Below are 26081 nucleotides of genomic sequence, written 5' to 3' on the forward strand. Positions count from 1 at the left end.
ACAAAAGAGGCGTCCCGGTCACCGGGACGCCTCTTTTCGTTCCCCAAATTACTCAAAGCTTCCTAAACCGGTTACAGTGTTGTGATCAGCCGGTGAAAAACTGTTATAAAAACAACTCGGTAAATGGGTTTAATCCAGCTGGGTTGTTAAGAATTAGATTGATTCACTAACAGACCTATGGGTTGGGATAGAGCCTCAGTCGATGGCTCGAGGGTTGAAAAAGATCAGTTGATCCCAACTCATCGTTCGTCGGGGGATCTGCTGTCGAGAGAGCGGCGGAATAAAACACGTTTTGGCGACAATATTCCCCAGGTGATCGTCATCTGGATAGCTTTAAGGAACGAGACATCGGTTTCGATGATTTGATCCCTGGTGGCCAGAATCCACGTGCCGGTGTGTGGGAAGGGTGAGGTAGGGAGAAACACGGTGACGAAGGGGCTGCCTTCGCGGTCCTTGATTTTGTTGGTGATGAAACCCAGAGTGAATACGCCAGCCCGCGGGTACTCCAGAATAATGACCTTTCTGAAACCGCCCTTGAAGGCTCCGGGGACAGAAAGAGCCTGCATCGCCTGCTTGGCGCCGCTGTACACCTGCGCCAGGACCGGGAGCCGAGCTATTAAAAATTCTCCAAACCGGACGATGCTGTTGCCGACAACGTTCGAGGTCACGATCCCAACGATCAGGATTAGGAGCAGCGTTAAAAGGATGCCCAGACCGGGAATCGGGCGCCCGAAAAGGATATTGACCAGGGGTCTGAGTATGCCGTCCGCCAGGTCGAACAGCCAGATGATGCCAATTACGATCAAAGCGCCGGGCAAAACGACCACCAACCCGGCAACAAAAGTCCGCCAGATCTGCCGGAATAGACTGTTAAGCGCGGGCGTTTTCTGTTTCTTTTCGGTCAATGGCGCGATCCCTCAATCGGTTTCTTCCACCGAAACATTATAACCGCCGCGGCGACGGAGATAAATGCCCGCCTTTTGGTATTCACATTGCCAGGGCGATATGTGCCTAGAGTACAATTGACGCTACCTTTCCGGGCGTTGCTAATTACAGTCGCCGGGAGTACACTGGGTAGCATTTTTCGAAACAAAGATGTCCTTGGAATTAATCAATTGACAGATCCCGCATATCCCCAATTCAACATGCCAAAGAAGGGGCTGTTTGCCAACCCTATCTTCAGGCGTTTTCCGCCGGGTGTGTGGATGGTCACCATCATCGGCGTGCTGAACTCCGCCAGTTTTTCGTTGTCCCTGCCGTTCCTTTCGCTTTACCTCAACACGCAGCGGGGCGTGTCAATGCTGATGGTGGGGCTAATCATCCTGGGATCAGGTTTGATCGCTTCTGCGGCGCAGATGGCTGCGGGAATGATATCCGACCGAATCGGCAGAAGGCCGATCATACTGGGCAGCATGACTTTGGCGGGATCTTTGTTCGTGGTAATGTCCATCCTGATCAACGCCGTCGCCCCGGTTTGGTCAATCGTTGGTGTCTATTTCCTGGTTCGTTGCGGACTGATGGCGGCGCGGCCGGCGACGCAGGCACTAATCGTCGATTTAATGCCGAAAGCACGCCTGGCTGAGGGCTACGGCATCCTGCGCATGGGCCAGAACCTGGGGTTCGGGTTCGGTCCGGCTATCGGCGGTTACTTCTGGGCGGCGGGAGTTTCTTACGCGTGGCTGTTCGTCGGCGCAGCGGTTGTCAGCAGTATCTGCATCCTCGTGACTTTCACTCATCTCACAGAAAGCCATGTCGGGGGTGGTTCTGAGCAAGTCAGTTTTTCGGCAGCCCTGGCTACTGCAAAAGACAGGACTTTCCTGGTATTCACCATGATCAGCGTGATCGCATTCATGGGATTGGGACAATTCATCAGCACAATGTCGGTATATACCGTGGAGCGTGTCGGTTTTTCGACGGTGCAATATGGCTCTCTCCTGACTTTGAACGCGATTTTAGTGGTGCTTTTTCAATATCCGGCGACTCGATTTATAAGCAAGCTAGATAAAGCAAAAGCACTGCTCCTGGGAATGTCGGTCTACGCTCTGGGGTACTTGACCATGGGTTTTGTCGGTCCATATGGCCTGGCGATTGGTGCGATGGCTATCATCACCGCTGGAGAGGTTCTGTTCTCGCCAATGTCTATGGCAGTAGTGGGCGAGCTTTCGCCCAAGAGCTGGCGTGGCCGCTACCAGGGATTCTACGGTCTATCGGAGACTCTAGGAGTATCGTTAGGTCCAACACTCGGAGGGCTGTTACTCGATTCCACTGCGCCGGACGGGAGGCTTTCGGTCTGGCTGCCGATCGCTTCCGTCATCATGTTCGCCGGGCTGGCTTTTTACGCGTGGGGTAAGATGCTGCGACCGTCGGCGGCAAAGGCAGTGAAAAGTTCGGATTAAAAAAAGTTGGGCTCGCCATGGCGAGCCCAACAATCAATAGTGTTGGCTGAGATAATGCTGGTTCCTAAGCTTGGCCTGAAAACCGTTATTTCTTGATGAAATAGCCAGTGCCGGACTTTGTCATTATGGCGCCCTGCATACCGATGTCGCCAAGTTTCTGCCGCAGGTTGCGCATATGCACCCGGATGGAGTTGGCGGCGTCCGCCGGGACCTCGCCCCAGATGGACATCGACAGGTCGTTATGGGAAACCGGTTTGCCCATGTTTTGGGCCAGGCAGTAGAGCATCTTGCCTTCGGTGGTGGTTAACTTAACGCTCTGTCCATCGCACGTGACCTGGCGTCGGGAGGCGGAGAAATGGAATTGGCCGATTGATATTGGCGAGCCGCTATCGCTAGCCCGTTGCCGGCGGAGAAGCGCCTTAGCCCGTGAGACAAATTCCATCTGGCGGAATGGCTTGGTGATGTAATCATCGGCGCCCAATTCCAGCCCGCGGACGACATCAGACTCCTCATCACGAACCGTCAGGATGATTACCGGTACATTGGAATGGGTACGGACCTCCTTGAGCAGTTCGAGGCCGCTCCTATCCGGCAAACCGAGGTCCAGAATGATCAGGTCGGGGTTTTCCTTGTCCGCCAGTTCGATGCCTTCCTGGGCAAGCCCGGTAAAGACAATCCGGGAATCCGGCCAGCTCACCCTCAGGCACAGGCTAACCAGTTCGACGATGGCGCTGTCGTCTTCCACGATCAAGATTTTCATGCCAGATTTTCCTCCTTACGATTTACTATACGGTACCTTGAAACTAAAAGTGCTGCCTTTGCCATGGGCGCTTTTCAACCAAATTTGACCACCGTGCAACTCAACGAACATTTTAGACAGGGCTAAACCCAAACCAAGGCCGCCGAGACGCTTTTTGTCGGTATTTTGACCCCGGTGGTACGGTTCGAAAATATACGGCAAATCGGCAGTGGCGATACCTGTCCCGTTATCGGCTACCGATGTAACCGCCCCATCGGGATCTTGTCGCAGAGATATTTTAACGTGACCGCCCTTGCGACTGAATTTGAATGAGTTGGATACCAGGTTGGTTACGACCTGTCGCAGGCGGTCGGGATCGGCGCTGATAACGACCGGCGCCGGAGGCACGTCAAGCTCGAGTTGAATTCCTCGGTGTATGGCCTCCGGTCGGACGTATTCTGCGATCTTCTCCAGTAGAGCGGCAAGATCGAAAGAACGATAGCTGAGCCGAAGGGTCCCGACCTCGCCGCGAGCCAGGTCCAGTAGTTCGTTGATCCTCTTTTCCATATTTCTGGCACCGACTTTAATATTATGGGCAAAGCTTCGGGCGGTCTCGTCGGTCAAACTAGCCTCAAGATAATCCGAGGCGGTCAACAGCGGGGTGAGCGGGGTCTTAAGTTCATGCACCAGAGCCCTGGTGTAAAGAGATCGCTCTTCGATCTGCTGCCTCAACGCGCTTGATAGAGTCTGCTCTCTGTCAAAAAGCAACCGCAATTCACTCTCGGCTTTCTGCCTCTGGATTATTTCCGATCCCAGGGCTTCGGTGCGCGCGGCGACCATATCCTCAAGCCGGTGCTGGTAAACCTCGATCTCCTCCTGCGACTTCCGTTGTTCGGTGATGTCACGGACGATGGTAATGGTGGACATGGAACCATCGGGATGAGGCTGAAATGTCTGGATCAGTTCGCAGGGGAAAAGCTCTCCGCTTTTACGCCGCTGAAATGCCTCGGTACGAAGGCCTTCGGCGGCTTTCCCGCTGGATATGGCCTCGGAGAGCCGGCGCGATTGAGCCAGGTAGGAGGCTCTGTCAGGAAACAAAAACCCGGGAGTGCGCCCCAGGCATTCTTCCGGTGTATAACCGTACAGTTCGACCATGCGGCGGTTAACGTATTCTATCCGCTTCCCCGGCCGGCGGACGACAACAATTGCGTCGGGCAGGGAATTGTTCAGCTTTTCAAGCCGGTCCCGGCTCTCCTTGAGTCCCCGCTCGGCCGATTTGCGCCGGGTGATATCAAGGCCGTAGAGATTAAGGAAGCCGTTCGCTGTATCAGGGAAAAGGGTAAGAGCGTAGGTCGCGCCCGGGATTTCGAGCTCCGCTTCGAATTCCTCCCCGGTTTTCCAGGCCCTCCCAGCCTGTTCAGGCCAGGGGGGAGGGAGGACGCCACCAGTGTCGATATGCCATTCCCGCAGAAGCGGCGAGGCGGCGGGGTTGGCGAACAAAACGCTTCCTTCCATCGAGACACGAAGTACTGGACTCGGGTTGGACAGCGGGAAAGCCGCCAGGCTGCGGATCTCCGCCTCCTGTTCCAGCCTTTTCCTGATGTCGCGGATCACCGACAGGATCACCGTTTTGCCATTCAGTTCGAATCTATGGGCGGAGACCTCCGAGGGTATGGGTTGTCCCGATTTGGTACGGTGAACGATCTGGACGGTCAACTGCCCGGTTCGTTGGAACGCCTCGGAGCTGACGTTAGTTTGAGCGTAACTTTCAGGTGTGTTGAGGTCGCGAGCTGTCAGATGAAGCATCTCTTCATGGGCGTAACCGTATCTGTCGCAGGCAACCTGATTGGCCTCAATAACCCGGGCTTCATAGCCGCTACCGGGCATCTCCCAGAGGATGATGGCATCGCCGGTGTTATCGAAAAGGGCGCGGAAGCGCTGTTCGCTATCGCGGAGCGATTGGGTAAGACGCACCCTCTGTATAGCATTGCCCAGCACCAGGCCGATCTTTTCAAGCTCGGCGACCAAAACGGGCGGGACCATGTTCTCATGCCGATCCGCTACGTGTATCAAGCCGAGGACCGAATCCCCCGATCTTATTGGAATCAGAGCGACGGATTCATATCCGTGGGCGTTGCAGGCGTTACGCGTTTGACCTTTTTCATCTTCTGAAACCGTGGCGAGGAAATTGCTCGTCCGGTTCATAAAGAAAGAACCTATTTCAGTGTAGAACGGCTTTGACGGGTCGGTCGTTCCGGCGATGACATTTATGCACATGCAGCGATCGGTGCCGATCACCAAAGGGCTTTCAAGTTCGACGAAATCCCTGGAAAATCCTTCATAGACAGAATAGGGAATACTGCGCTCCTCATCGAGCAATCGGATGCCGATCGCGGAGCATCCGGTGAGGGCTTTAAACTCTGCAAGGAATTCTACCAGCAGTGGTTTGATCTCGACATGCCGGTTAGCGATCTCAAGAAATTTGTAGGCGGTTTCCAGGGTCTGTCCTGACCGGAGCTTGGTTGTCACCAGGGTGTGCCTTTTTCTTAATGATTTAAAGCTATTGTAACGTTTTGGCGGCAGATTGACAATACTTTAAGGTAAAAACAGATGGCGTATTTAAAAATATTTATTAGACAATGGTTACAAAAAGCAAATAACGGTACGCTGGATAATTAACGTGGCATAACCAAAACTATCATCATTAGTCACTCAGGCTGGAATAAAGATCGAAAAAGGCCATTGAATGACTCTTTGAAACAAAGTGGACCTGACAGGCTGCGATTATACCGGCTTGAGAAATTTTGCCCAATTGAGCGATGTGAATTAAAATCGGAAATGAACACCTATTTAATCCACTTGGCGAATAAATACATGAATGAAAATAAGCGTTCGTTAGAGTCCCTCCTCAAACCCCGGTCCGTGGCGGTCATCGGCGCCTCCAGGCGTGAAGGGAGTCTCGGCAACAAAATTTTCAATAATTTATTGGAAAGTGACTTCAAAGGCCCGGTATTCCCGATCAACCCGAATGCGGATGATATATCATCGGTCAAGGCGTATCCATCGATTTTCGATATTCCCGAACCCGTCGACCTGGCAGTGATCGCCGTGCCGGCTGAATTCGTTCTTGAGGCAGCCGAACAGTGCGGCCTGAAGGGCGTAAAGGCATTGGTAGTGATTTCGGCCGGATTTGCCGAGAATGGACGGGAGGGTGTGAATCGCCAGCGAGACCTGGCGTCAATCTGCCGTCACCACGGGATGAGACTGGTCGGGCCTAACTGCATGGGCGTTTTGAATACTGACCCGAATGTCTCTCTCAACGCGACCTTCAGCCATGTTTTTCCGCCTCAGGGGGACATCGCGATGGCAACGCAGAGCGGAGCGCTGGGGCTGGTGATCCTCGAGTATGCCAGGAATTTGAATATCGGATTATCGACGTTCGTTAGCGTGGGTAATAAAGCTGATGTATCATCGAACGACCTGTTGGAGTATTGGCGCGATGATCCGAACACCTCGGTCATCATGCTGTACCTGGAATCATTCGGCAATCCGAAAAAATTCGCCCGGTTGGCGAGGTCAATTTCGCCCAGCAAGCCAATAGTCGCCGTAAAGAGCGGAAGGTCGCCTCAGGGGTCGAAAGCGACTGCCTCGCATACCGGGGCGCTGGCAACCGCCGATGTAGCGGTCGACGCGCTGTTTGCCCAGACCGGGATAATCAGGGTCGATAGCCTGGAGCAGCTTTTCGACGTATCCGATTTCCTATCCAAGCAGCCGCTCCCCAGGGGAAACCGGGTCGCCATTTTGACCAACGGCGGAGGGCCGGGAGCCTTGGCCGCCGACGCCTGTTCCGCGGCCGGACTGGAGTTGACGCCACTTTCAGACGAGACGCTGGCCGGGCTAAAAGCATTATTACCGGTACGGGCATCACTGGCTAATCCGATAGACATCACCGACGTCGGAGCCTCCGAGTACCGCGGCGCTCTGTCGTTGTTAGCCTCGGACGATAATATCGATGCAGTCATAGTTATTTTTATCCCCCCGGTGTTCGCATGTCCCGAGGAAGTGGCGGTGGTGATCAAAGACCTGGCTCCGGAATTCCGGCGCCGCGGCAAACCCATGGTCGCCTCGTTCATGGGGCAACGGGGCTGCGTACCCGGAACGACACTGCCGGCAGGGGCCGCCGGAGTGCCTTCATTCGCTTTCCCGGAAGCGGCGGTGTATGTCCTCGCGAGAGCGCTGGATTACGGCCGGCAAAGGCAGAAACAGAAGGGGACAATTCCTGAGTTTCCTGACATCGATCGTCAGAAGGCAAAGGAGATCGTCGATTCTGCGCCAGATGGCTGGCTTCAACCGGTGGAGGTGTTCTCACTCCTCGAGTGTTACGGGATAAAAGCTCTGGGAATCCGTTCCGCGGCAAATCTTGAGCAGGCAACCGCAGCAGCGCAGGAGATCGGTTATCCCGTTGTCCTCAAAATCGATTCCAATACCATCGTGCACAAGACAGAAGCAGGCGGCATCATTCTGGACATCGGATCCCCCGAAGAGCTCCAAACTGCCTATGACGGCTTAATGAAGAGAATGAGCATTGCAGGGTTTGTAACCGGGGTAAGGGGAGTCACGGTACAAAAGATGGCGGGGGAAGGTATTGAACTCATCGCCGGGGTCATCCATGATGCGATCTTCGGACAGCTGACATTGTTTGGGTTGGGCGGCATTTACACTGAGTTGTTCAAAGATTCGACAGTGAGGATTCAACCGTTAACGGATGTCGATGCAAACGAGATGGTGCATTCCATTAAGGCGTACAAGCTGCTGGAGGGATTCCGAGGATCCCCTCCGGCGGATATCCAAGCAATCGAGGAACTGTTATTAAGGTTATCGGCTTTGGTCGAGGATCTGCCGCGGATACAAGAATTGGATTTGAATCCGGTAAGAGTATTTGCGGCCGGTAAAGGGTACGCCGTAGTGGATGCCAGAATTTTATTGGCTGGCAACAAGCAACACGCTAATTCCGTGCCTGAATCTGTCGCAGGGTGACACGAATCCGCCTCTCTTAGATGAAGAAGAAGGCAGTGGCGATAAGGGCATAAACCGCCAGAAGTTGGGCGCCCTCCAGCCAGTGGCAGATGCCGTCGGCGCTGATGTAATTGGCGATCATCGCTGTCATGACCAGCGAGATCAGCTCAAACGGGCTGAGAACAAGATCCATAGTACTGCCGGTGAGCGTGGAACTAAGCAATACCAAAACCGGCACCACGAACAAAGCGATCTGTAAAGCTGAACTCATGCCTATCTCCAGGGATAATGTCATGTTATTCAGGCGGGCAAACCTGGCAGCGCTGATCTGTTCAGGGATATTGGTCAACAGCGCGATTAGGACGAGTCCGGCGAAAGTCTGAGTTATACCGAGGGTATCTATCAGCGGGGTGATCGAATCGACGATTAACGACGACTCGAAACCTGCTGCAATCGCCGAAATCAGCAAGATAGCGACCGCAACCCTGAAAGGCCAGGGGCGATAGCTTCCAGATGGCGGGGCTTCGCGTTTGACGATGAACAGATGCTTATGGGTCACCAACGTATAGAACAGGCTTAACAAATAAATAACGCCCAAAATAACGGATACCGCAATGCTCATATCCTGTGCCGGTTTGCCTACCAGGATGCTGTACATCGATGGCATGGCTAACCCGACGACGATTATGATCAGCATCGTCGACGACAGACCCGCTGAGTCCTTATTAAATCGCTGTTCCTTATATTTCATGCCGCCGGCAACCATAGAGAGGCCTATTAGGAAAAGTACATTAAGGATAATTGAGCCGGTGATCGATGCTTTGACCATTGTCTCCAGTCCGGCACGGAGGGCGAAGATCGCGATCATGAATTCGATGGCATTACCGAAGGTGGCGTTAATGAGCGCTGAGATAGTGCTCGATACCCGCTGTGAAATTATGCCGGTTGCTTCGACCATGAGATGGGAGATGGCGACGACCGCGGCAGCTGCAGAAGTGAAAGACACTATCGCCGGAAGCTTGAGGAGATAACAGGCCAGCGAAAGGGGAACGAATAGGAGTAAAAAATCGATCCGATGAAGCTGAATCCGGCCTAATCTGATAGACATAAAGTTATGGGTGAAACTAACACCGAAAAAATTGTTCAATCAGTGTGCATATTCCGGTGCCGGGCGAATGGTTGCTCATCATACTCCGGACGTAATGGCTTTTCAATCGGGGCAGGGTATCACCGCATAATTCGGGAACCAATGAATAAAAAAACGCCCGGATGGATTCCGGGCGTTTTGACGTTCATGTTGAATTTATTCGGCAGCAGCAATCTCGATGTATTTCATACCTCGGCCGGCGCCACTGGCTGCCAGTTTGCCGGCGGCGATGGCATTTTTGAGTGCCTTACGGATCTTGTTATCTGAGCAACCGGGTTCGACTCTGGTCATTTCCAACTTGATCGCTCCGAAGCCGCGCTCCTGACCAAAGAATCCGGCAGAAGTCAAATCGGCCGCGAGCTTGTCGCAAGAAACTTTCTTCTTTCGGGCAGGCTTCCCAGACTTGGGGGGGCGGCCGGGACCGCGCTTGTCTGTGGGTTTTTCGATGGCTGTTTGAACTGCAGCACCGCCTGGGGCGTACTTGGCAATGTATTTTTCAACAAATTCGATCGGACCTTCGAGTTCGATAACGCCTTCCTTCAGATCAATTAACACCCTGGCTTCAGTCATTCTTACTCCTTGCGCAATTATTTATTCAAAATTCATTATAACCAATTATTAAAATAAAAGTAAAGACAAATATATAAGATCAAATAAATGTGAACCTGAATCTTCGATTTGTGAAACAAAATAATCGGCTGGTTGATTAGTAAAATCGGAGGCGGGCTTTTGCCATTCAAAAGCACAGCATGCGAACGATTTCCGATTTCAAGAAGCAAGCCAAATTGTTTGAATTAAAAAGATGAATATAAACGTTATAAGACAATACTAATAAATACAGGGAACCAAAACAAAATTGATTTATATTTTCATTTTGACTTAAGACGGTTTGCCCCTTATCCTGAAACTAGGAGGACAACAAGATGACCAAATATCGATGCACAATTTGCGGATACATATACGACCCGGCGGCGGGTGATCCGGATGGAGGCATCAAACCGGGCACGCCTTTCGAAGACATACCGGACAGTTGGGTGTGTCCTGTATGCGGGGCGACCAAAGACCTGTTCGTTAAAGCCAGTTAGATTACGTCTCAGTGGAGGTAAAATGGATGATGATCTGAACATCATGATTGGTGGCGAGGCCGGTCAAGGGGTTCAATCTGTGGGTTCGGTTTTGGCCAGGTCCCTTTTGCGAGGTGGTTTCGAGATATTTGCCGATCAAGACTTTGAATCCAGAATCCGAGGCGGGCATTCTTTTACTCGTGTCAGGGCAAGCAAGAATCCGGTAGCCTCAGCCCTTGAACCGATCGACATCCTGGTAACCCTGAATGCCGAGACGATAGAAATTCATCGAAAAGCGCTGCTACCGGGCGGAACTCTGATTTACGATGGTGCTAAGACGGGGGGGAAACCGTATGACGGCATCATCTCGCTTGACGTTCCTCTTGAAAAAATTGCTCTTGATACATCCGGCAACGTCCTGATGACAAATACGGTTGCCGCCGGAGTGACGCTTGGTTTGCTGGGTTACGATTTCGAAGTCATGGCAGAAGTTCTCCGACAGGAATACGGTCGGCACGGTGAAAAAGTGGTCGAGGACAACGTCAAAGCCGGGAAAGCCGGTCATGATTACGGAAATCAAAACCGACCCGCCGGCTTTGAACTGCGCCTTAAAGCAGACAAACCCTCCGGCAAGATGCTGGTTACCGGCCACGAGGCACTGGCTTTGGGCGTACTTGCGGCAGGGTGTAAGTTTGTGGCCGGTTACCCCATGACGCCGACTACTCCAATTCTTGAATTTCTGGCGGACAAGGGCCGGGAATACGGGCTCCACGTTGTTCAGGCAGAGGATGAAATATCGGCGGCTAATATGGTGGTGGGGGCTGCCTACACCGGCGTCCGGGCGATAACAGCCACCTCTGGCGGCGGTTTTTGCCTTATGGTCGAGGCCCTGTCACTCGCCGGAATGACAGAGACGCCGATGGTTGTCGTCCTGGGGCAACGGTCAGGTCCGGCTATCGGCCTGCCGACGCGAACTGAACAGGGTGAGCTGTTATTTGCCATTAATTCAGGACATGGGGAATTTCCTCGAGCGGTCTTGGCTCCCACCGATGCTGAGAGCGCTTTTTGGGCGGCTGTGAAGGCCTTCAACCTGGCGGAAAAATACCAGTCGCCGGTCATAATTCTCACTGACCATGATCTGGGCAATTCTTCATATACGATGAAAAAACCGGACTTGACGAAGGTGATCATCGATCGCGGAGAAATTTTAACAGACGAGGAAGCGGAAAAAGCTATCGATTACCAGCGTTATGCCTTTACCAAAACGGGCATCTCTCCGCGAGCATTTCCGGGCCAGGGTAAAGCGCTGGTCGTAGCCGATTCAGACGAACATAACGAGAAAGGGCATATCATCGAAGACGCTGAGACCCGGACAAAGATGATGGACAAACGAATGCGTAAAAATCTCAGTTTGGCAAAAGAGATCAAGGGCCCGATCGTACACCACCGTGACAATGCGAAGTTCAATCTTATAGGATGGGGCAGCACCCTTGGAGCCGTCAGAGAGGCAGCCTGCCAGCTCGAGACTCTTGGCACCAACGCTTGTGTCGTCCAACTCGACGAGATATGGCCATTCCCGGCTGAAGCTCTTGGCAACGCTCTGGCAGGAGTAGCCAAAAACATAGTCATCGAAAACAATTACACAGGGCAGTTGGAACAACTTATTCGCTCAGAAACAGGCATCGCCGCAGACGGCCGGATTCACAAGTACGATGGCAGGGCGTTTACCGCGGAATATATCGTCAGCGTTCTGGAAAAGGAGACCTGAAATGCCCGCTAGAGAGAAAGTTGATATCAAGGAATATGCCCCCGGTTCAGAGAACGCTTGGTGTCCCGGGTGCGGTAATTTCGGGATTCTGCGTTCGGTGAACAAGGCACTGGCAGATCTTGGACTCCATCCCAATGAGGTTTTGCTTGTCTCCGGAATTGGGCAGTCGGGCAAGTTACCGCACTATACGACCGCCAATGTCTTCAATGGCCTGCACGGTCGACCGATGCCAACTGCGGTGGCGGCCAAAATAGCTAATAGAGAGTTGAATGTATTAGTCATCTCCGGCGATGGAGACGGTTATGGAGAGGGCGGCAACCACTTCATGCACGCCATGAACCGCAATTCCAATCTAACCTATCTGGTGCATAATAACCAGGTCTACGGCTTGACCAAAGGCCAAGCCTCTCCGACAACTGACCTCGGATTCACCACAAAGCTCAATCCCGACGGGGCGTGGCACGCACTACGGCCGCTGGCAGTTGCCGTTGCTTGTGATTGTTCGTTTGTCGCCCGTGGGTTTGCGGCTGACATCGACCATTTGGCCGGTCTCATCGAACAGGGTATGAAACACAAGGGTTTTGCTTTGATCGAGATACTCCAGCCCTGTGTCAGCTTCAACAAAAAGAATACGTATCAATGGTACCAGGAGAGGATTTACAAACTCGAAGCCACCAAGTACGACGCGTCCGACCAATGCGGGGCTTTTCAGAAAGCGCTCGAATGGGGGGAGCATATCCCGATAGGTATTATTTATCAACACGAGCGAGAGGTGTTCGAGGACTACCTAGGAATTACTCAACAACCGCCTTTGGTTAAACAACCGCTTGAGCTGAAGTCCCTCGATAGATTACTGGATATTTTTACCTGATTGTCAAAAGATTGACATCGAGATATTGAATATTCGAAAATGCCGCATCAAGGAGTAATTCGATGCGGGTAACAAAGATCGAGAAGGAAATCCTCTCAAAATATAAAACGATTGCGGTCGTCGGCGCCTCTCCGGACCCGCAACGCCACTCAAACGCGGTGATGGCTTACCTGATCGGGACAGGATATAAAGTAATTCCGATTAATCCTACCGTGGAATCCGTCCTGGGCAGAAAAACCTATCCGGACCTTCCATCTGTACCCGAGAAGATAGAGGTAGTGGACGTGTTCCGGGCTTCAGACAAATTGATGCCCACCGTCGATGAAGCGATCGCCGTAGGCGCCAAGGTCCTATGGCTTCAAGAGGGCGTAATCAATGAAGAAGCGGCCGAAAAAGCCAGACAGGCCGGACTTATTGTCATCATGGACAAGTGCCTTGCCAAGGCTCACGCCGCTTTCACCGGGGCCAAGCACTAAATCCTTCGCACACTTTTTATTTCCGATAATAGAAAAAGATCGACGGCTTTTAAGCCGTCGATCTTCATTTTTATTCGGGGAGAAGGCTAGCCGCCGGTCTCAAAGGCATGAAGACCGGAGAAGAAGTAGTTACCGAAAAAGGTGAAAATCACCGCCAGGAAGGCGATCACCAGCAGTACCGCGGACCTGTTGCCTTGCCAGCCGACAACCACTCGTGTGTGCAGATAAGCGGCATAGAAAAACCAGGTGACCAGGGCGGCTGTTTCTTTCGGGTCCCAAGACCAATAGCGACCCCAGGCTACGTGAGCCCAAAGGGCGCCGAGGATGATCACCAGGGTGAGCAGCGGGAAACCGACGATGACGGTGTTGTAGCTGATCCGATCGAGTTTATCCGGAGACGGCATCCAGGGGATGATGCGTTTACGCTGCATCAGGAACATTATCGAAGTGACAAAACCGATGGCGAAAGCACCATAGGAAAGGGCAGCCGCGGCAACGTGCGTGGACAAGAGGAAATTCTGCTGCAACGCGGGAACCAGTTCCGAAGACTGGGTAGGATTAAAGCCGGTGGAGAAGGCCGCGAAGATGATTAGTGCCAACGCTATAACTGAAGAAGCGCCGGAAACCAGCAGCGTCTTGTAGCGCATCCAGTAGAGGATTCCCAGGCCGATGATGCCCCATGCGAAAGCCAGGGCAAATTCGAACATGCTGGAGAAGGGTCCGTGGCCGGTAGCTGCCCAACGGGTGGCGATAGCTCCCGATAAAAGAGCGAAGGATAACCACATCATGAAGATAAGGATCTGGCGGACGGTCTTTCCCGCGTCCTCGCGTTTACCTCGCGCCGACGCCAAACTGGAAATGTAGATGATGAGACCGAGGGCGATTAAGCCAAGCGAAAGTAGTGAAGCCCAAAAGAAAATTGCCTGCATTGCTTCCATTTATTTTTTTCTCTCCATGTTTTTGGGCTGTATTTGACCAGTCGCGCCGATGACTTTGGCGAAGGATTCGATCTCGTCGGTAGCGGCCTGGTTTTTTTTGCCAAGAATATGATAGGCAGTGCGGCTGCCTTTGACATCTGGATAGACGCCTATGACCATCTGGCGATGAGGGAAATAGAAGACGAGGCCGAGTCCTAGCATGAACAGGATGAATGCCGCCCATATAAGGTTCAATCCGGGATCTTCGCGCAACTGGAAACCCGAGAACTCGATCATCGCGCTTGGGGAGAATTTGAGCCCCTGGAACTCGGTGGTGCTCCCGATTTGAATATCCAGGGAATCGATAAACTCTCCCCCGGTATCCGGCGAAGCATCGTAAAATTCAAGCCGTACACTTCCATTGGGCACCACTGGATCTCCCGGTCCGGCAGAACTGATGATAAAAACGAAAACACCGCTCGATGTCAGGTCGAGGGTCCCGGAGTTCCGTGTAATACCTTCAACGGTGAATGGGTCGGTCAGGGCTAGGGAACCATCGAAAACCTCGTTTCCACCTGAATCGGATACCCGGAGGGTCAGGGCGGGCCCGTAAAATGATTGATAGATATTCAGATTGCCGTAACTCAATGGGTAGTTGACTCGTATTGTTCCTTCTTTGATTACCTGACCGCCGACAAGGATCTGCACATCGCTCCGATAATCTTTGGGCTGACCGTTATCATAAAAATCGGCCTGGAAGTCAACGAGTTTGATGGAGGCATCATACGGTGATCCGATAGCCCTCGTTTCGCCCTCTGTAACTACAAAAGACTCGTTGGAATATCCTTTGGCGCTCCCGACAATGTAACCGGCGGTCAAAAGGATCAGGCTAAGGTGAATGGCATAGGTGCCCCATGGGGCAAAACGGTTTTTATCAGCGACAAATACGGTTCCATCTGGTGTCTCCCCGCGTCTCACCCGGTAGCGGCGATTGGAAAGAAAACCAGTCACATTTGCCATGTTTTCGGACGCTGAAATCTTGCTTGCGGAACGGGTAACATTGCCTTTTTCAAGAAGTCGTGCCGCGCTGTCCAAATCGGTTCCACGGCTTGTCCTTATCAGGCTGGGCATCCGTTTAAGTGAACACACAGCAATCGCTATGATGAGCAGGCTTCCGAGAATCAGGAATATGGCTGAATGGAATACATCGAATAAGCCCAAACCGTTAAACACGGCGGTCCAAAAAGAGCCGTAGTGAGGCTGGGCAACCTGTTCGATCCAGGCCTGTTTCAATGTAGGGTCGGCGAGCAATTGGGAAGGAATTTGCCGAAGAAGGGTACCGGCAAGGCTTACAATGGCGAGAAGTAAAATAATCCAGAGGGCGAATCTGACGGAACTGAATAAATGCACGAACCAATTAAACGTGGATTTGATGTAGTTCAATGCAAAGGATGCCTTTCAAAGTGAGTTAAAACAAATTCCGCCGTCCGATAAATATCGACGCCAATAATATAGTGACTTATTTTTTATTGAAGGTCAAATAGCATGAAACAGCGACAGATTGAGAGCGGGTGATCGGCAGCCCGCTCTCAATCTGTTGACAGCTTAGGGTTCAAGACTGAAAGGAGGGTATCGATCAGTGATCAAGAGAAATGCATACGCACTAACCCTGAGACCCCAGCGCATGACCCCTACGATGAAATCAAAGAGCGATTTGGGCATCTTACCGGTAAACAGGATGGAGAACCATGAGATAATTGCACAGACGATAGCCGCGAGACCCAGGAAAAACAGGATAAAATAGTGGGGGATGGCAAGAAACCATTTGACCAGAGGCATTCCCTGCCCCAGGTCTTTCTTGGCATCAGGATAAACCAGATCAAGATGCACCGACTGTTCTTCGTCGGTTGAAGGATATTCATCAAATAACAAGGCTATGAAGGCAGTGACTCGGGTGGTAAACCTGGTCAGGTTGAGGTTCCAATCAAACCACCACCGGGGGTACTTTTGTCTGAAGAGAATCATTAAACCCACGGAGAAGAACAGGATGCCACCTGCGGTTCCCCAATACGGAGCAGAACCGCCACCAATCAACCCAAGCACAATGGCGATCGGGATAACCACAAAGATGCGAAAACCGACACTGACTCGATTCCTGGGTTTATCAGGAAAGTCGACGGACAAGGTTGCGGGATACAAAGGCGTACTTTGAATCACTTCTTTCCTCCTGATATATATTTCAATCCAAGTCTATCTCACAAAGTTATGTTATTCAACCATTTCCTGACTTGACACCAAAAGTGAGATAAGCCAGAATATACATTCACGCATGGTTAATCCAGACGGGAAGGGGTGATTTTTTTGACCGAAGTTAGACCCGAGTATAACGAGAGCTTCGAGGGTATGCTCAAGCGGTTCAACCGCAAAGTGCAACTCGATGGCGTCATCCGCGAAGCCCGTCGCCGCGCTCGTTTTGAAAAGCCCCTGACCCGCCGCAAACGTAAAGAAACAGCTACCCGCCGCGCCGCTATTAAAGCCGCCCGCCGCACGGCCACCCGTCGCCCAGTTTAGGGCTTTCAGTGAATAAATGAACGCCTCCCGAGGATACTTTCCTCCGGAGGCGTTTTTTCTTGGGTCGCGTCACGTGTAAGCCGCCTCAATATCTCAAGATTTATCATGTAACGGTAAGGAGATCCAACAACGATGATCGTTGAAATGAAAAAAGGTGCCGTAAAAGCTTCAGTCGATGCCGTGGTGGCGCGGGCAAAATCCCTTGGACTTGGCGTTCAAATGAACCTCGGAACGGACAAAACGGTGGTGGCGCTGTTGGGCAGCAACACAGGCCAATTGTCGCCGGATATTTTCGCGGTTTTACCTGAAGTCGAATCTGTGACCAGGATTATGAAGCCCTATAAGTTGGCTTCAAAAGAATTTAAACCGGCACCTACAATTGTCACCGCCGGCGGAGTCGAGATCGGCGGCAATCGTATCGCGGTAATGGCCGGTCCTTGCGCTGTGGAGAGCGAAGCTCAACTTTTCGAAGGCGCCAAGGTCGTAAAGCGGGCCGGGGCAGCCGTTTTGCGCGGCGGCGCTTATAAGCCCAGGACGTCGCCCTTCAGTTTCCAGGGTCTCGAAAAGATAGGTCTGGGCTTTCTTGCCAGCGCCAAGAAAGAATTCGGCATGCCTATTATTTCCGAGGTGGTAGACCCGCGTGACGTCGAGAACCTGGCCGAAATTGTCGATATTATCCAGATCGGCGCCCGGAACATGCAGAATTATGCCCTGCTGACCGAGGTTGGCAAGCAGAAAAGGCCGGTGCTTCTAAAACGCGGGCTTTCTTCTACCATCGATGAATGGCTGACTGCCGCGGACTACCTGCTGGCAGGCGGTAACAATCAGGTTATTTTGTGCGAGCGCGGAATAAGGACTTTTGAAACCAGCACGCGTTTCTCACTCGACATTTCATCGATTCCCGTAATCAAGCGTTTCAGTCACCTGCCTATCGTAGTCGACCCCAGCCACGCAGCGGGGCATTATGCGCTGGTCCCGGCGATCGCAAAAGCTGCGGTAGCCGCCGGCGCCGACGGTCTGCTCATCGAGGTCCACCCCAACCCGAAGGAAGCGCTGGTAGATGGGCTGCAGTCGCTGACACCATCGGATTTTACACGTTTGATGGATGAGTTGAAGCTGGTGGCGGCGTCGGTTGGGCGCACGATCTAAACCAGCAAAGTCCAACATTCAAAATAAGTATCACTCGTTGGGATGATATAATTGTGCCATGCCCGCGCCGGAACGAATAGCGATTATGGGATGTGGCAGCGGTGGCAGCTACCTGTACCGCCTGTTGCGATATCGAAACCTAGATTTAAACATTACACTCTTTGACCAGCCCACCGCCAATTCTTGCGGAATCAAATGTTGCGCTTGGGGGGTTTCGCACCCTTTGTTTGCGCAATTATGCGCTGAGGCTGGCATAGACTCCGAAGCATTCATCATTTCACAATACGATCATGTAGTCATCAACGGTCAGCGGTTGAAAGCCGACCTGGCCATTATCGATAAACCGGCATTGGTAAAGAATTTCCTCGGCGGTGCCGAGCAGTTTGATCCGGCCGCTGTTGATATCAGCAGTTATGACAGGGTAATCGATGCAACGGGATCGGAACGGGTTTTTTTACCGGCTACGGATGCGACACCGGTGGTCTCTGCTGTCCAGGTCAGGCTCAAAGCCAGGGCTCCGAGGGCTCCGACGGCGGTTTTCAATCCGGGAGGCGGCTACAGCTGGCTGTTTCCTATTGGCGAGGACGAAGTCCACCTCGGCTCTCTGTCGCCCCAGGGTTTTGACGTTGCCAGGGAAGAACTCAAAAAAATGATGTCCGGGAGCAAGAGCGAGGCTGTGTGCAGTTGCCGCGGCAAAATACGCTGCCACGGGCCGGTTACCCCCTTTGTGCAAGATAAAGTCTGGGGTATCGGCGAGTCGATTGGATTGGTAGATCCGGTGACCGGAGCCGGTATCGTACCTGCGATGACATCAGCAAAACAATTGGTTGACCATTGGGATTCGCCTAGCGAATACCAGGGTGTCGTGATGCAGCGGTTTTCGTACATGATGAAAGAAGCCAATACACTGAACCGGCTTATGGCGGGAAACGCGCTGTCTTCAGGGGATCTCTTTTTCCCCAAATGGGCGCTTGAAACAATCGGCATTAATCCGTCTTTCGTTGAACTCGTCGGACTGGTGGTCAAGGGCGCCAAGGATTACCTGGCTCACCGCAAGGTTTAAAAAATAACTGTGACTGGGATTGGAAAAGTAACTCAGCGACAATTTATTAGTAGTTGCTAACTTTAACCAATCCTTTTAATGCCCCTTTTGAGGTCGACATAAAAAATTGTCCCTCGGTTAAACGAGACAACCCGCCAATTGTTGAAGAAATATCGAGATATTCTTCATCATCAGGAAGCCATATTCCATTAGAATCGGCTTAAATACCTGTTAATGGTTTTGATTTCTCCAATATCACAGGCTAAAATAGTTAACGATTCATAACACCCATGTAAAGGAAGAAAACTGTAACCTTGCAAGATTTCCGGTAGTCTATTAAATCTAAGTGCGAGGGGCATCGTTGGTCAGATCTTTTGAACAAACCAGGAAGGCAGTACCGGAAGAACCGGGTGATCTGAATATCACTGATGCCCTGAACATCTATGAAGAGAACCCCAACCCCGTTTTAAGAATATCCAATGACGGGATCATTCTTTACTATAACCGCAGCAGCCAATTTCTTTGCGATTCCTGGGAGAGCAGGACCGGGGACCGGATACCCGAAACTTATCGACAACGAATAGAAATAGCCCTTAAAGAGGGTAAACCCAAGAGCTATAAAGAGGTGATTAACGGTTTCAGGGTAGTATTGCAAATTGTACCCATATTGACTCAAAACTATGTCGATGTATTCGGTTACTGCCAGCCAAACTTCGAACTTCCGATTGAAAATCGAACAAAGGCAGGTATCCGCGGCGTTCGAAACGACACAAGAATCACACGGCAGACCGAGTTTGCCAGGGCGGCTGTTCATGAACTCAGAAATCCGCTGACTCCAATTCTGGCGGCGAGTGAAATGCTGGTTAACCGTTTAGATGAAGGGGCACCCGCCCGCCTGGCGAGACAAATCAATGCCAGCGCCACTGAACTCAATGCCCGAATCGGAGAGTTATTTGAGCTGGTACAAGCTGAAACTGGAGCTTTTGCCCTGAATTACCAGACGATTAATATCAAAGACATTGTACGCGAGATTGTCGAATCTTTCCTGGGCGCCGCCGGCAAGAAGGGCGTGCAGATCATAAATGACGTGGATGGAGGTCTGCCCGAAATCCAAGCAGACGGGGTGCGCCTTAAGGAAGCAATAGGTTATTTAATTGAGAACGCAATAAGCCGTTGCGAGTCGAAGGCGATCATTCGATTTACCGGAATGGCCAAGCAGAATTCGGTAGTATTCAAGATCAAAGTAACCTGCCTCAAAATTCCCCCGGCGATCAGCACCTACCTATCTTCAACGGGCCAGGTAAATCCGATGGACCGGTATCATTTCAGCAGTGTCGGTTTGAAACTCACATTGGCGAAATTGCTGATAGAACTGCATAGCGGCGATATTCATGTCGAAAATGAAAACGATTGCGATATTTTCACCATCAGGGTGCCTATTGGAGAAAATTCTATAGTCCAGGAGGATCCTCTTGAAAATCTTGATCATTGAAGACGACCCCGGCATCGTCGAACTCGTTTCACTTACATTTGAACTCGGGTGGCCGGACGTGAAATTGATCGTAGCAGATACCGGGGAAAAGGGTATGAATATCCTCGAATCAGACCGCCCGGACGCTGTAATTCTGGATATAGGTTTGCCCGACACAACTGGTTTTGAAATTATTAAAGCTATCCGTCTTTTCTCGGATGTTCCTATTTTAATGCTGACTGTTCGAATCGACGAACGGGATGTAGTCAAAGCATTAACGCTGGGCGCTGACGATTACTTGACCAAACCGTTCAGGCAGATGGAACTGTTAGCGCGGATTAAAGCAATAACCCGCAGGACGCAACACGGCGACCAGGACCTAAAGGTGAGTAACGGACCATGGCACTTTGGAAAAACTCTAACTGAACTTTATCGCGGCCAACAAATTTTCCATCTGACGCCGATTCAGGGCTTGATCATGCAGTCACTGATTAAACAGGCCGGTCAGTTCGTGAGCGCGGAAACCCTTGCTGCGAAAATTTGGGGCGAACATCATGCCGCGACTGCCGATGACCTGAGGGTGCATATCCACCATCTCAGGAAGAAATTCGATGAAAACAGATCGGGTTCGGGCTTTATCAGCAATAAACCGGGCTTGGGTTATATGTTGGTAGGCGAATAGCAATCAGACAAGTATAACCTTCCGGACAACCGGATCATTCTCTTAAAAGGTTTAGTCCTTCGCCCCGCTTTTGTCTTTTCTATTTTTATTGAAGGTTTATTTTGCCTCCGAACCGCGGTACTAGTACCCCTGTACCTTTGGCCATTTTGCTCTACGCATATATGCTGAATTTTGATGATATTTAGCTTTGGTTATGCCAGAGTTAACGCATATTAACGCTTTTTAACTGAATATTAATAGGTAGATGATGTACATTATCCGAGTAAAGATTAATAAATCTTAAGCACCCCAAAAAGTGTAGAGAACAGAAAAATACATAACCCTAGTGAGCCGCAGCCACTGCAATGGTTGTCAGCTCGAAAAAAAGCGCCGGCGACCTCTGCAAAGGCCGCCGGAAAGGAAGGTTAAAAATCCGCCGTATCAGGGTCAGCCTTTTGTTGCCTTCCGCTTTTAATTTTCCCCCTGGGGAAACACGTCGTCAAGACCGTTCAAAGGTAAAAGATTAAGGAATTCTGGTCAACTCGTTTTAGAAAAGCCAGCCCGTAGAGGAGGTACCCATGGTCCCTATCCAACCGATGATCAGCCGGCAGGAATTCATGAATTTAATGTCGGCTTCTGTGTCACCAAAGATTGAAACACCGCGGCTACCTTTTATCTACACAGCGATGGACGAAGCGTGTTTCATTCAGGCTCAGCAGATTCTGGCGGTGATTCGGAGAAAAAATCGCCCTATAGTTAAAAGATCTTTTTCGGAATGGGCGGTTTAACCGTTCGAATGAAATTATTGTCTTTTTTCGCGGCAAGCCTTGCGGTGGGGGAAACCGGGGTGACGTTGGCTGTTTGCGACTCAGCCGGTGTCAGAAGGTACTGTGAAACCCCTCCCGTGGGCTCCCTGGGCGTAATCGGGGTTCACCGCCAGGCTTGCCGAATTCACAGAAATAGTCTGGAGAGGTAGCAATGCAGACCAACGTTTACAACATCGCCTTCGCCGAGTCTACCAAGCAAGCCTATCTTCATTTTTGGGGTTGTAACATCAAGTGCCGTGGCTGCGTGTGCCAGAAGGTGGTTTATGATTTCATGCTGGACCGGAACATGCACCTCCACATGGCTGAGCCGAAAGGCACGGCGACTGCTCCCGAGAGATTCATGGAACTCGACGATGTCATCGAGACCCTAGTCGGTCTGGACGTGGAGTGGGTGCTTTTCGAGGGGCAGGAAGCTTCGCTCGACCCCGCCATGCCTCTAATAGCCGAAGCGATTCACCGGAGGTTGAATACAACCAATGTCCTGCTAACCAATGGATTTAAAATGCCGAATCTAAAGCACATCGATAAAGTAGCCGTAGGTCTCAAAGCGTTTGGTGAAAATAAACACATCGATTATACAGGAGAATCTAACAGGACTATCCTCGAAAACTTCCCCAAGATATACAAGTCCGGCATACCGATGATGGCTGAGACAGTGTTGATCCCGGGATACATCGACCATGACGAGATCGAGAAAGTCGCTAAGTTCATTGCGTCGGTAGATCCTAACATCCGATACCAGATAGATGCCTACTTCAAGGCCGGCGACAACCCGTGGCGGCGGCCGACATCCGAAGAGGTTGAACGGGCTGTTGAAGCCGCCCGAAAGCATCTTAACAACGTTTACGCCTATAAGGGCACGGAACCCAGGGAATTTGGAGTCAAGAGCGTCTTCCCGACCGAGGAAGAACTGGCGGCCGCCAAACTTGCGCCCGCGGTGGATGCCCGCGAGCTGATCCCTGCATAAAACAGGAATATGAAAATTCTACTCGTCATCCCGTCCCGGTCTTACGGCAATATGCCGGGTTACACCAAGTTTCCCGACGAGATGCTGTCGATCGGCGGCATGCTGGAGAGTCGCGGCCACGAAATCAGACTGATCGATTGTAACCTGGATAAAAATAGTCAGCCGGCGGACTTTGTTGAATTTGCGCCAGAACTTATCGGCTTTGGCGTTGCTACAGGTCCGAATATTGCCAGTGCCCTGTCCCAATCAGCGGAATACAAAAAACTTCTGCCCGGAGTAAAGATCGTCTGGGGGTTCCGGCATGCCAGCGCCTACCCGGCTGAGGTTTTAGCTGAACCATGCATCGATTATGCCATTATCGGCGCCGGCGAGTTTACCATCGCGGAACTGGCCGAATACCTGCAAAACGGTACTTGTGAGATTGCATCGATTAAAGGTCTGGCCTACAAGGATTCACAAGGCAATGCGGTCATCAACGAAGCCCGGTCCTTCATGCCTGACCTGGACTCCCTGCCTGACCCAGCCTGGCATCTTATCGACGTCAAAAAGTATTCGGACGTCACCCTGAACACCTCCCGTGGCTGTCCTTATAAGTGCACTTTCTGCTCCGACACCAGCTTCTGGGGCGGGCAGATGTGCGACCTTTCGGCAGAACGCATCGTTTCCCAGATGGAAATTCTGCACAAAGAATACGGCATCCAGCACATCTATTTCTCTGGCGAGCGGTTCGTCATCAACAGGGAGCGATTGAAAGAGTTTTGCAACCTGGTAATAGCCAAAAAGTGGAAATTGACCTGGAACGCACCGGTTTCCGGCGGCATCGACGAAGAGACGGTCAAGCTCATGGCTAAATCGGGCTGCACCTCGGTGCTGCTCGAGATAGAGACCGGCAGCCAGCGAATGCTGACCTTCCTGGACAAGGGCACCGTGGCTGAAATGGAGTCCACTTTCTGGTTTCTGGTCAAGCACCGCATCATTCCGACCATCTTCATGTATTACGGATATCCCACGGAGACAGTTGCCGACTTCAAGGAAAGCCTGGACTTGTTGAAGCGGCTGGACGATCCGCCATATCTCTACATGAAATTCGTTCCGTATCCCAGCACCAGGCTTTTCGACTACTGCGTTGAGCAGGGACTGTTGGCTCAACCTAAAAACCTGATGGAATGGGTCGATTTTCCCCTCAGGTGCGCCAATGAGATGAATCTGTCGGCAGTGCCTCAAAAGGCTATGGATGAGGCCATGGCCAGTTTCCGCCGCAGCTATGCCACCAGGCGTGTGCGCTTCATGCTGCGCCACAATCCGGCATTCTTCTTGATGGCAATTAAGCGTCCGGGTGAGTTTTTCCGCTCGATCTGCGACCTCGGGAAATATTACATAGACATCATGATGGATCAGACTAACAGTTCCGATTCGTGGATGTACAAACTGTTCAAGAAGATGGGTTGGGTTGGCAACAAGAGTTCTAAACAATCCGAAGAGGTTAAGGCAGTAACCCGCGGAGGGGAGGTAAGGTAGATGAAAGTACTTCTTGTTACCTCGGCGACTCCGGCATACCGCCATTATTACCAGGCTTACACCAATCTACCCAACGGAATCCTGTACCTGGCTTCATTCCTTGAGAAATACGGCCATGAAGTACAGGTGTACGACGGGTATGTGGATGACAGGCAGCCCGAGGATTTTGTCGCTTTCAATCCCGACCTGATCGGTTTTTCAGTTATCACCGGGCCCAACCTGGAGGGTTCGGTTACCCAGTCGCGCGAGTTCAGGGGTTTATTCCCGGAGGCCAAAATTGTTTGGGGCAATGTCCATCCGTCCATAATGATCAATCAGACGCTTCTTGAAGAATCCGTTGATTACGTGGTCATCGGTGCCGGTGAGCATACGCTGGTTGAACTTTTGGACAACATAAAAACCGGTGAGCCCGGTGTAGATACGATCAAAGGTCTTGCCTACAGGAAGGGTGGGGAAGTAGTCGTCAACGCTCGGCGGGAGTTCATCAATGACCTTGAATCCGTGCCTGATCCCGCATGGCACCTTGTGGACGTAAAGAAATATTCCGGCATCGGCTTGAATACTTCCCGTGGCTGCGCCCACCGTTGCACTTTCTGTTACAACAAGTCGTACAACAAAGGCTACATCGGGTATTTCGGAGCTGAACGTATTATCTCCCAGATCAAACACGTTCAGGAGAAATACGGTGCGAAATACATCCGCTTCAACGAGGATAACTTTACCTTCAACAGGAAACGGCTCCGCGAATTCTGCAAGCTGATGATCGAACGCAAAATCAAGATCCAATGGGGCTGTGACTCTCGGGCTGATCTTTCTGAAGCTGACATCGCCTTGATGAAAAAAGCCGGTTGCGTCGCCGTTGGCCTGGGTCTGGAACACGGTTCCCAGCGTATGCTGGACTTTATCCAGAAGGACATCACCGTTCAGGAAATGGAAAACACATTCTGGAATCTGGTGAAAGCCAAGATCCGCACCTCGGTCTACATCATGTACGGCTTTCCAACCGAGACCATCGAGGATTTCAAGGCCACTCATGCCATGCTAAGCCGGTTGGACGATCCCTACTATATGTTTAACAGGTTCGTGCCATTCCCGGGCAGCGTCCTTTTCGATTACTGCGTCAAGCACAGCCTGGTGAACCTGCCCGAACGCCTGGAGGGCTGGCCTGAATACCTGATGCGGTTTTCAAACCAGGTAAACATCTCGAAGGTACCGGAGGAGATGATGTCCGAAGCGGCAGCACGTTGGCGCGCAACGTACGCCGTGCAGCGCTTCCGCTTCACCTTGAAGCACAATCCGGCCTATTTCTGGACGGCAATCACCGATCCCGGGAAATTTTTCCGCGAACTGTGGGAACTGGCCAAATTTCACATTCAGGTCAACGGTTTCTATAAGATCGTCAAGAAGAAACTCTCGACACCTGGAAAAGAGCCAGTAGCTACCTGCGCCAAGGCTCAGGCGAGATAACCGATGCAATAAGG

Annotated in this window: 22 protein-coding genes; 14 read left to right on the plus strand and 8 right to left on the minus strand. The window is 51.6% G+C overall.

Annotated features, from left to right (window positions below):
- Positions 1-239 precede the first annotated feature (239 nt).
- Positions 240-905, minus strand: a complete 666-nt coding sequence (locus HX448_RS02945; RefSeq protein WP_162485974.1) for a DUF502 domain-containing protein — start codon at positions 903-905, stop codon at positions 240-242.
- A gap of 210 nt (positions 906-1115) precedes the next feature.
- Between HX448_RS02945 and HX448_RS02950 the strand changes: the two genes are divergently transcribed.
- A complete protein-coding gene (locus tag HX448_RS02950) occupies positions 1116-2396 on the plus strand; it encodes an MFS transporter (RefSeq protein WP_102330681.1) in 1281 nt (426 codons plus the stop codon).
- Between the two features lie 85 nt (positions 2397-2481).
- Here the strand turns inward: HX448_RS02950 and HX448_RS02955 are convergent, their stop codons facing one another.
- The gene (locus HX448_RS02955; RefSeq protein ID WP_102330682.1) at positions 2482-3156 is read right to left on the minus strand and encodes a response regulator transcription factor; all 675 of its coding nucleotides are present in this window, start codon (positions 3154-3156) and stop codon (positions 2482-2484) included.
- A gap of 15 nt (positions 3157-3171) precedes the next feature.
- Positions 3172-5664, minus strand: coding sequence for a sensor histidine kinase (locus tag HX448_RS02960; protein ID WP_102330683.1), 2493 nt, complete (start codon positions 5662-5664; stop codon positions 3172-3174).
- Between the two features lie 345 nt (positions 5665-6009).
- On the opposite strand from HX448_RS02960, the gene HX448_RS02965 reads away from it, so the two are divergent.
- Complete coding sequence (locus HX448_RS02965) at positions 6010-8172, plus strand: acetate--CoA ligase family protein (protein WP_162485975.1); 2163 nt, start codon at positions 6010-6012, stop codon at positions 8170-8172.
- Between the two features lie 16 nt (positions 8173-8188).
- On the opposite strand, the gene cax is transcribed toward HX448_RS02965, so the two are convergent.
- The gene (cax, locus tag HX448_RS02970) at positions 8189-9259 is read right to left on the minus strand and encodes a calcium/proton exchanger (RefSeq protein WP_162485976.1); all 1071 of its coding nucleotides are present in this window, start codon (positions 9257-9259) and stop codon (positions 8189-8191) included.
- 195 nt (positions 9260-9454) lie between these two features.
- Positions 9455-9868, minus strand: coding sequence for a hypothetical protein (locus HX448_RS02975; protein ID WP_102330686.1), 414 nt, complete (start codon positions 9866-9868; stop codon positions 9455-9457).
- 353 nt (positions 9869-10221) lie between these two features.
- On the opposite strand from HX448_RS02975, the gene rd reads away from it, so the two are divergent.
- From rd to HX448_RS02995, 4 genes are all read left to right on the plus strand, one after another.
- The gene (rd, locus tag HX448_RS02980; protein ID WP_102330687.1) at positions 10222-10383 is read left to right on the plus strand and encodes a rubredoxin; all 162 of its coding nucleotides are present in this window, start codon (positions 10222-10224) and stop codon (positions 10381-10383) included.
- A 22-nt stretch (positions 10384-10405) separates the two neighbouring features.
- Positions 10406-12130 (plus strand): 2-oxoacid:acceptor oxidoreductase subunit alpha, encoded by a 1725-nt coding sequence (locus HX448_RS02985; protein WP_162485977.1) that lies wholly within the window; start codon positions 10406-10408, stop codon positions 12128-12130.
- 1 nt (position 12131) lies between these two features.
- Positions 12132-13001 carry a thiamine pyrophosphate-dependent enzyme gene (locus HX448_RS02990; RefSeq protein ID WP_102330689.1) on the plus strand — a complete coding sequence of 290 codons (870 nt, stop codon included), beginning with the start codon at positions 12132-12134 and terminating at the stop codon, positions 12999-13001.
- Between the two features lie 62 nt (positions 13002-13063).
- A complete protein-coding gene (locus HX448_RS02995; protein ID WP_102330690.1) occupies positions 13064-13477 on the plus strand; it encodes a CoA-binding protein in 414 nt (137 codons plus the stop codon).
- 86 nt (positions 13478-13563) lie between these two features.
- Here HX448_RS02995 and ccsB read toward each other — a convergent pair whose 3' ends face one another.
- The 3 genes from ccsB to HX448_RS03010 all read right to left on the minus strand — a co-directional run bounded on the left by ccsB (position 13564) and on the right by HX448_RS03010 (position 16611).
- Positions 13564-14415 carry a c-type cytochrome biogenesis protein CcsB gene (gene ccsB / locus HX448_RS03000; RefSeq protein WP_102330691.1) on the minus strand — a complete coding sequence of 284 codons (852 nt, stop codon included), beginning with the start codon at positions 14413-14415 and terminating at the stop codon, positions 13564-13566.
- Positions 14416-15804: a cytochrome c biogenesis protein ResB gene (resB, locus tag HX448_RS03005; protein WP_162485978.1), complete on the minus strand. Its 1389-nt coding sequence runs from the start codon at positions 15802-15804 to the stop codon at positions 14416-14418.
- A 195-nt stretch (positions 15805-15999) separates the two neighbouring features.
- Positions 16000-16611 (minus strand): DUF4389 domain-containing protein, encoded by a 612-nt coding sequence (locus tag HX448_RS03010; protein WP_226846825.1) that lies wholly within the window; start codon positions 16609-16611, stop codon positions 16000-16002.
- A gap of 144 nt (positions 16612-16755) precedes the next feature.
- Here HX448_RS03010 and rpsU point away from each other — a divergent pair, with 144 nt between their 5' ends.
- The 8 genes from rpsU to HX448_RS03050 all read left to right on the plus strand — a co-directional run bounded on the left by rpsU (position 16756) and on the right by HX448_RS03050 (position 26067).
- Positions 16756-16965, plus strand: coding sequence for a 30S ribosomal protein S21 (gene rpsU, locus HX448_RS03015; protein WP_102330693.1), 210 nt, complete (start codon positions 16756-16758; stop codon positions 16963-16965).
- Between the two features lie 132 nt (positions 16966-17097).
- Positions 17098-18114 (plus strand): 3-deoxy-7-phosphoheptulonate synthase, encoded by a 1017-nt coding sequence (gene aroF / locus HX448_RS03020; protein ID WP_102330694.1) that lies wholly within the window; start codon positions 17098-17100, stop codon positions 18112-18114.
- Between the two features lie 58 nt (positions 18115-18172).
- On the plus strand, positions 18173-19177 hold the full coding sequence (locus tag HX448_RS03025) for an NAD(P)/FAD-dependent oxidoreductase (protein ID WP_162485979.1): 1005 nt from the start codon (positions 18173-18175) through the stop codon (positions 19175-19177).
- A gap of 340 nt (positions 19178-19517) precedes the next feature.
- Positions 19518-20648: a sensor histidine kinase gene (locus tag HX448_RS03030; protein ID WP_162485980.1), complete on the plus strand. Its 1131-nt coding sequence runs from the start codon at positions 19518-19520 to the stop codon at positions 20646-20648.
- Positions 20629-21309: a response regulator transcription factor gene (locus tag HX448_RS03035; protein WP_102330697.1), complete on the plus strand. Its 681-nt coding sequence runs from the start codon at positions 20629-20631 to the stop codon at positions 21307-21309. The genes HX448_RS03030 and HX448_RS03035 overlap by 20 nt, the downstream gene beginning before the upstream one ends.
- Before the next feature lie 957 nt (positions 21310-22266).
- Positions 22267-23082 carry a radical SAM protein gene (locus tag HX448_RS03040; RefSeq protein ID WP_102330699.1) on the plus strand — a complete coding sequence of 272 codons (816 nt, stop codon included), beginning with the start codon at positions 22267-22269 and terminating at the stop codon, positions 23080-23082.
- Between the two features lie 9 nt (positions 23083-23091).
- A complete protein-coding gene (locus tag HX448_RS03045; RefSeq protein ID WP_102330700.1) occupies positions 23092-24600 on the plus strand; it encodes a B12-binding domain-containing radical SAM protein in 1509 nt (502 codons plus the stop codon).
- On the plus strand, positions 24601-26067 hold the full coding sequence (locus tag HX448_RS03050) for a B12-binding domain-containing radical SAM protein (RefSeq protein ID WP_102330701.1): 1467 nt from the start codon (positions 24601-24603) through the stop codon (positions 26065-26067).
- Positions 26068-26081 lie beyond the last annotated feature (14 nt).

This window comes from Dehalogenimonas etheniformans (assembly GCF_014672715.2).
GTDB classification, from domain to species: Bacteria; Chloroflexota; Dehalococcoidia; order Dehalococcoidales; family Dehalococcoidaceae; genus Dehalogenimonas; species Dehalogenimonas etheniformans.